A 1,562-nucleotide genomic window follows, 5' to 3' on the forward strand; every position below is an offset into this window, starting at 1 on the left:
TCTTTTTTGTTAAGTGCCTTTTCACATTATAGCTGTGAAAAAGTGTTGCAAACATAGCGAGTAAATCAAAATATAGCAATGCAGAATCGTACATATGCATGGAAAATACCGTCTTTTGCACGATATTCCATGCTACAAGCCGGATTTTTAATCTGCGGCTAATGGTTATGAGACTTTATGTTTCTATTTTATTGTATGGGAAATAGTAATTTATAAACCTAAAAATGATATGGCGAATTTTTCAATTGTAATTGTTCCAACTAAAAAACTATCAAATGGTAGACATCGAATAAGGATAGCAGTAGCACATCATTCGCAAACTAGATATATATCTACTCAGTTTACTTTGGATTCTGCCAGTCAGATAAAAAATGGTAGAGTTGTCAGGCATGAGAATGCTGCGAATATGAATGCTTGTTTACGAAAACTAATAAACGAGTACGAAGAAATAGTTACATCAATCAGTTATTTACCTGCAATCTCATGCACTGAACTGATACGTATTATTAACTACGAACAGAAGAAAAAAGGAATAACTTTTCAATCTGTCGCAAGAGAATACATGAATTTCATGAAAGGAGAAGAACGGGAAAAATCTTATAAACTTTATATGATAGCTTCTGATAGATTTATTAAATATATGAAAGGAGATTTTCCCTTAATTCAGTTAACCCCTCTGCATATACAAGAATTTGCAAAAGTTCTTCACGAAGAGAATTTGTCAGATACAACTATCAGAATATATCTAACTTTGATAAAGGTGATATTGAATTATGCAAGAAAGATGAATTATGTAACCTATTCTATTCATCCTTTTATTCTATTTAAAATGCCGGCAAGTAATGTACGGGAGCTTGATTTGTCAATAGATGAATTAAAGAGAATACGGGATGTTCATCTTTTAAAGCCTTCTTTATCTATAGCAAGGGATATTTTTATGCTTACTTATTATCTAGGTGGTATTAACCTGAGAGACTTATTGACATACAATTTTAAAGATAAAGATTATATGCGCTATATACGTCATAAAACACGTAATAGTAAAAAAGGAGAGAATGAAATCGTATTTACTCTGCAACCTGAAGCAAAAGTAATTATAGATAAATATCTGACAAAAGAAGGCTATCTGAAATTCGGGAAGTATTCATCTTATAGACAGATATACAGTTTGATTTTTCGCCATATCGGCAAAGTCTCAATACTCTCGGGAATAAAGAAAAAGGTCACTTATTATTCCGCTCGAAAAACCTTTGCACAACACGGATATAATCTAGGAATCCAAATTGAAAAAATTGAATATTGCATAGGGCACAGTATGAAAAATAATCGACCAATATTCAACTATATTAAAATCATGCAGGAACATGCTGATAAAGTATTCAGGGAGATATTAAACCAGTTATTGTAAAAGGTTGTTCTGTTTGTTCCATTTTAGGACATTTCTTTTATTGCTATATTCTTTTTACTGTTGAAACGATTTCAATGGTTACCTCATCGTTGCCTAAAGATAACTTTCTCTATTTTATAACTTCCTTATATACAATGATTTCATTTCAAATCAT

General features: G+C 31.2%; 1 protein-coding gene. It reads left to right on the top strand.

Going from position 1 to position 1,562, the window contains the following annotated elements:
- The first annotated feature begins 229 nt into the window (after positions 1-229).
- A complete protein-coding gene (locus CLIN57ABFB40_RS20170) occupies positions 230-1,408 on the top strand; it encodes a tyrosine-type recombinase/integrase (RefSeq protein WP_175631664.1) in 1,179 nt (392 codons plus the stop codon).
- Positions 1,409-1,562: the final 154 nt, after the last annotated feature.

It is taken from the genome of Bacteroides acidifaciens (assembly GCF_903181435.1).
GTDB lineage: Bacteria > Bacteroidota > Bacteroidia > Bacteroidales > Bacteroidaceae > Bacteroides.